This window comes from Streptomyces niveiscabiei (assembly GCF_001419795.1).
In the GTDB taxonomy this organism is placed as follows: Bacteria; Actinomycetota; Actinomycetes; order Streptomycetales; family Streptomycetaceae; genus Streptomyces; species Streptomyces niveiscabiei.
On the sequence record NZ_LIRL01000424.1, the window covers coordinates 1 to 5,399 of the forward strand.

Genomic DNA, 5,399 nt, shown 5'->3' on the forward strand with positions numbered 1-5,399 from the left:
CGGCGGAAGGCCCGCCGAGGGAGAGCTTCACCGACGCCCTCCTGTCGAAGGTCTACGACCACCCCATCGAGGTCCTCCCCCACCCCGGAAACGCCACCCTCCTCGTCACCCCCCGCAGGAACACCCCACCCGTAGGGGCACCCCGCTGAATCGCTCGAACCTTTGAAGTTCCTTTGACGTCGGCATTACGTCGGCATTGCGTCCGCTTTAGCCGACCGTAACCACCCCGTACCCGTACGCCATTTTTGAGAGGTGAATCACTGCACGCAGGGGTATGCCCCAGGTAAGCCTGAGCTAAGTTAGGCAAGCCTCACCGAACCCTGTGAGCCCCGTCACGCACATTTTCAGCCACCCGGGAGACCCCGCATGCGCGCCGCCAGACTCGTTGCCACCGCAGCCGCGACCCTCGCGGCACTGACCGCCGTCACGGCCTGCACGGAGAAGAGCAAGGCGGAGGACGGCGACCACGTCATCNNCGTCGAAGAAGTCGGTGGCGGCGGGCCACGTCGAACTGGCCGTGGAGAACAAGGGCTCGAAGGTCACGGAGGTGTACCTGCTGTTCCCGGACGACAGGATCGTCTCGGAGCGGGAGAACATCGGCGCGGGCACGAAGCAGCGGCTGACGGCGGAGGTGAAGGCCGGCGACTACCAGATCGCGTGCAAGCCGGGCATGAAGGGCAAGGGCATCCGCCAGCCCCTCTCGGTGACCGGCAAGTCGGCCACGAAGCGCGACCCCCGCCTGGACAAGGCGGTGGCGGAGTACCGCGAGTACGCGCAGGAGCAGGCGGACGCGACGCTCCCGAAGGTGAAGGTGTTCACGGACGCGATCCAGGCGGGCAACCTCGCGGCGGCGCAAGCCGCGTACGCCCCGTCCCGCATCGGCTGGGAGCGCACGGAGCCGGTCGCGGAGTCGTTCGGCGACATCGACCCCCTGGTCGACACCCGCGCGGACGGCCTGGACCCCGGCCAGAAGTGGACGGGCTGGCACCGCCTGGAGAAGTCCCTGTGGCAGGACAGGAAGATCGGCGCCGAGGAGAAGACGCTCGCGGCGCAGCTCGTCAAGGACCTCACGGACTGGCGGAAGCGGGTCGGCACCGCCGAGATCACCCCGACGTCGATGGCCAACGGCGCCAAGGAACTCCTGGACGAGGTCGCGACCGGCAAGGTCACCGGCGAGGAGGACCGCTACTCGCACACGGACCTCGTCGACTTCAAGGCGAACGTCGAGGGCGCCCAGGAGGCGTTCACGCTGCTGCGGCCGATCGCCCAGCAGAACGACCCTTCGCTGGTCACCGAGTTGGACAAGCAGTTCGCGGCGCTGGACGCGCTGCTCGACAAGTACCGTGCGGACAAGGCGTCCTACGACTTCGTGTCCTACGACAAGGTGACCGAGGCGCAGCGCAAGGAGCTGTCGGACGCGGTGAACGCGCTCGCGGAACCGCTGTCCAAGCTCGCCGCGGCCGTGGTCAAGTAAGGGCACCCGGACATGTCTGAGACGCCCACTCCAGAGGCCCCCGTGACCCCGGCGACCTCTCAACCCCCTTCCCGCCGCGCCCTGTTGGGCTGGGGCGGCGCCGGGCTCGCGCTCGGTGCGGTGGCGGCCGGCACCGCCGTGGCGGTCACCGGTGACACGGGATCCGGTGACCCCTCCACGGCTGTCGAGTTCCACGGCGAGCACCAGGCCGGTATCGCGACCGCCGTACAAGACCGTCTGCACTTCGCGGCGTTCGATGTGACGACGGCCGAACGGGCCGAGTTCGTGCAGTTGTTGAAGGACTGGACGGATGCGGCGCGGAAGATGACTGCCGGGAGGCCGGTCGGGGAGGGGGCGTTCGGGGGGCTCGCGGAGGCTCCGCCGGACGACACCGGGGAGGCGCTGGGGCTGAAGCCGTCGCGGCTGACGCTGACCATCGGGTTCGGGCCGTCGTTGTTCGCGAAGTTCGGGCTCGGCGGGCAGCGGCCGGAGGCGTTGGTCGAGTTGCCTCAATTCCCGGGCGAGGCGCTGGACTTGGCGCGGTCCAACGGGGATCTGTGTGTGCAGGCGTGTGCCGATGATCCGCAGGTCGCCGTGCACGCCATCCGGAATCTCGCGCGGATCGGGTTCGGGAAAGTCGTCGTGCGGTGGTCCCAACTCGGGTTCGGGAAGACCTCGTCGACCACCCCGGAAGCCCAAACTCCCCGGAATCTCATGGGGTTCAAGGACGGCACCCGGAACATCGCGGGGACCGAGACGGACCGGCTGGAGAAGTTCGTGTGGGCGTCCGAGAAGGACGGCCCGGCGTGGATGGCCGGCGGGTCGTATCTCGTGGCCCGGCGGATCAGGATGCACATCGAGACCTGGGACCGAACGTCCTTGCAGGAGCAGGAAGATGTGTTCGGGCGGGACAAGGGCGAGGGCGCTCCGGTCGGCAAGGCGAAGGAGCACGACGCGCCGTTCCTGAAGGCGATGAAGCCGGACGCGCATGTGCGGCTCGCGCACCCCGACTCCAACGGCGGGTCGACGATCCTGCGCCGGGGCTACTCGTTCACCGACGGGACCGACGGACTCGGGCGCCTGGACGCGGGGTTGTTCTTCCTCGCCTACCAGCGGGATGTGCGGGACGGATTCATCAAGATCCAGCGGCACTTGGCGACCGACGCGCTCAACGAGTACATCCAGCACGTGGGTTCGGGGGTGTTCGCCGTGCCGCCGGGGGTCCGGGACGCGGACGACTGGTGGGGCCGGACCCTGTTCGAGCCGAGCGGCAAGGGGGCATGACCCGGTGTTCTCCAACTACTTGATCGGGCTGCGGGAAGGGCTTGAGGCCAGTCTCGTCGTCTGCATCCTCATCGCGTACCTCGTCAAGACGGGCCGCAGGGACGCGCTGAAGCCGATCTGGCTCGGCGTCGGGACGGCCGTCGTGATCGCGCTCGCCTTCGGGTGCGCGCTCGAATTCGGGTCGCAGGAGCTGACGTTCGAGGCGCAGGAGGCGCTCGGCGGGTCGCTGTCGGTCGTGTCGGTCGGGCTCGTGACGTGGATGGTGTTCTGGATGCGGCGCACCGCGCGGCATCTGAAGGCCGAGCTGCACGGCAGGCTGGACGCCGCGCTCGCGATGGGCACGGGCGCGCTGGTGGCGACCGCGTTCCTCGCCGTCGGCCGGGAGGGCCTGGAGACGGCCCTGTTCATCTGGACGTCCGTGCACGCCGCCGGGGACGGGACGCCAAGGCCCTTGATCGGGGCGGGACTTGGGCTCGCCACCGCCGTACTGCTGGGCTGGCTGTTCTACCGGGGTGCGCTGCGGATCAATCTCGCCAAGTTCTTCACGTGGACCGGGGGGATGCTGGTCGTCGTCGCGGCGGGCGTACTCGCCTACGGATTCCACGACTTGCAGGAGGCGGGGTGGCTGCCCGGTCTCAACAAGCTGGCCTTCGACATCAGTGACACGATCGAGCCGGACAGCTGGTACGGGACGCTGCTGAAGGGCGTGTTCAACTTCCAGCCGGACCCGACCGTGCTCCAGGTCACGGTGTGGCTCCTGTACCTGGTCCCGACGCTCGCTCTCTTCCTCGCCCCGGTAGGGTTCGCCTCCGGGAAGAGGAAGGTGAAGTCACCTGATGATCAGGCTGCGCAGGCGTGACCGGAACGCGCTCATAGCGGTCGTACTGACCGGTGTGTCCCTCACGGCCAGCGGTTGTGTGGTGATCCACGGGGAACGCGAGGTCGTCCCGACCACGACCCCGGCCGAAGCCGCCAAGGCGGTCCAGGAGTTCACGGCGGCCTACAACAAGGCCGACAAGGCGTACGACAGTTCGCTGGACGCCGACTACACGACCGGCCCCCTCGGCGTCATCGACGCGGCGCGGCTGAAGGCCGGGAAGATCACCGACCCCGGCGGCAACCCCAACCACCAGCCGCTGGCCCTCTCCGACGTGCAGGTCACGATCCCGAAGAAGGCGGGCTGGCCGCGCTGGTTCGTCGCCGACTCGCAGGCCAACCGGGGCGGGGCGGCGCGCTGGCTGATGGTGTTCACGCGCAACGACGTCGCCGAGCCCTGGCAGGCCGCGTTCCTCACGCTGGTCGCGCCGGGCAAGCTGCCCGCGCTCAAGCGGGACGCGCAGGGGTACGCCGAGGAGGTGCCCGCCGCCTCGCCCGAACTCGCCGTCTCCACCGACCGGTTGAGCGCCGCGTACGCCGACTATCTGCGGACCGGGCAGGGCACGTTCGCCGACGGGGCGTACACGAGCGTGCTGCGCGCGAACCGGGACAAGGCGACCCGGCCGGGGCTCGCGACGCAGTACATCGACGAGCCGCTGAACGACAGCGACTACCGTCCGGTCGCGCTGCGCACCGCCGACGGGGGCGCCCTCGTCTTCTTCTCCGGGCACAACTACACGAAGCAGACGGCCGCCGCCGGGACCGCCGTGCCCACGCCGAACGCGAGCGTGAAGGCGCTGACGACCGGCGAGATCAAGCAGTCCCTGACGATGGAGTTCGTGTCGAACGCGGTCGCCGTCGACCCGATGAAGGGCGTCGGGGACGGGAAAGTATCGCTGCTGAGCAGGGTGGAGGGGCTGACCGGCGCGAAGGGGGAGTAACGGGGAGCAACCGGTTGCAGCAACGCGGCGCGCGGCCGGCTCCGGAAACCCGAGGGCAACCGGTTACAGCAACGTCAGGTCCGCGACGGCCAGGAACCGGTTGCTACGTCTTCCCCTCCGTGCCCCGTCTCCGCATACCTCGCGCACGCGTCCGTCAGGACCTCCAGCAGGCTCAGCGGGTCCGGCAGCGCGTACTCAGGGCCTCGTACCCAGTGCACCGACCGCCCGTCGTCGCCCGGCAGCCGCGCGGGCGGGACCAGGACGTAGGAGCCCCGGCAGTGCCAGCGCAGCCCGGGGTGTTCGTCCATCGTCTCGGGGTGGCAGTCCAGCTCGCAGGGCCACCACTCGTCCTCGTCGTCGGGCGTGCCCCGGGTGAGGGTGAAGAAGAGGACGCGGCCGTCGTCGGACTCGGCGACCGGGCCGACCTCGATGCCCGCCGCGAGGAGCCGGTCGAGGGCGGCGCGGCCGGCCTGCCGGGGGACGTCGAGGACGTCGTGGGTGGTGCCGGTCGCGGTGATGAAGTTGGCCTGCGGCTGGTGGCGTACCCAGCGTTCGACCTGGGCGCGGTCGGTGGTGGACTGGGTCTGCCAGGCGAAGGAGACGGGGTGGCGGGCCGGGGTGGGGCAGCCGACGCGGTCGCAGGAGCAGCGGTAGCCGGGGGCCGGGTGGGCGGCGGGCGCGAGCGGCAGGCCCGCTCCGGCGGCGGCCAGCAGGAGGGCTTCGCGCTCCCCGCCGGCGTCGGTGCCGGGGGCGCCGCCACGCAGCCACTGGGTGAGTCTGACCCTCAGGCCGGTCCGGCCGATCGCCTCCGCGCTCATCTGTCC

4 protein-coding genes and 1 pseudogene are annotated in these 5,399 nt (G+C 70.1%); 4 read left to right on the top strand and 1 reads right to left on the bottom strand.

Features of this window, described 5'->3' with window-relative positions; genetic code table 11:
- Positions 1-476: 476 nt before the first annotated feature.
- The 4 genes and pseudogenes from efeO to AOK24_RS20755 form a co-directional block, all read left to right on the top strand.
- Positions 477-1,474: pseudogene (gene efeO / locus AOK24_RS20740) on the top strand (iron uptake system protein EfeO); the annotation flags it as partial.
- A gap of 12 nt (positions 1,475-1,486) precedes the next feature.
- The gene (gene efeB, locus AOK24_RS20745; RefSeq protein WP_055721560.1) at positions 1,487-2,758 is read left to right on the top strand and encodes an iron uptake transporter deferrochelatase/peroxidase subunit; all 1,272 of its coding nucleotides are present in this window, start codon (positions 1,487-1,489) and stop codon (positions 2,756-2,758) included.
- Positions 2,759-2,762: 4 nt separating this feature from the next.
- Positions 2,763-3,617 carry an iron uptake transporter permease EfeU gene (gene efeU, locus AOK24_RS20750; protein WP_055721561.1) on the top strand — a complete coding sequence of 285 codons (855 nt, stop codon included), beginning with the start codon at positions 2,763-2,765 and terminating at the stop codon, positions 3,615-3,617.
- Entirely contained in the window at positions 3,595-4,575 is a 981-nt protein-coding gene (locus AOK24_RS20755) for an SCO2278 family lipoprotein (protein WP_055721562.1), read from the top strand. The genes efeU and AOK24_RS20755 overlap by 23 nt, the downstream gene beginning before the upstream one ends.
- Before the next feature lie 74 nt (positions 4,576-4,649).
- On the opposite strand, the gene AOK24_RS20760 is transcribed toward AOK24_RS20755, so the two are convergent.
- Positions 4,650-5,393 (bottom strand): bifunctional DNA primase/polymerase, encoded by a 744-nt coding sequence (locus AOK24_RS20760; protein ID WP_055721563.1) that lies wholly within the window; start codon positions 5,391-5,393, stop codon positions 4,650-4,652.
- Positions 5,394-5,399 lie beyond the last annotated feature (6 nt).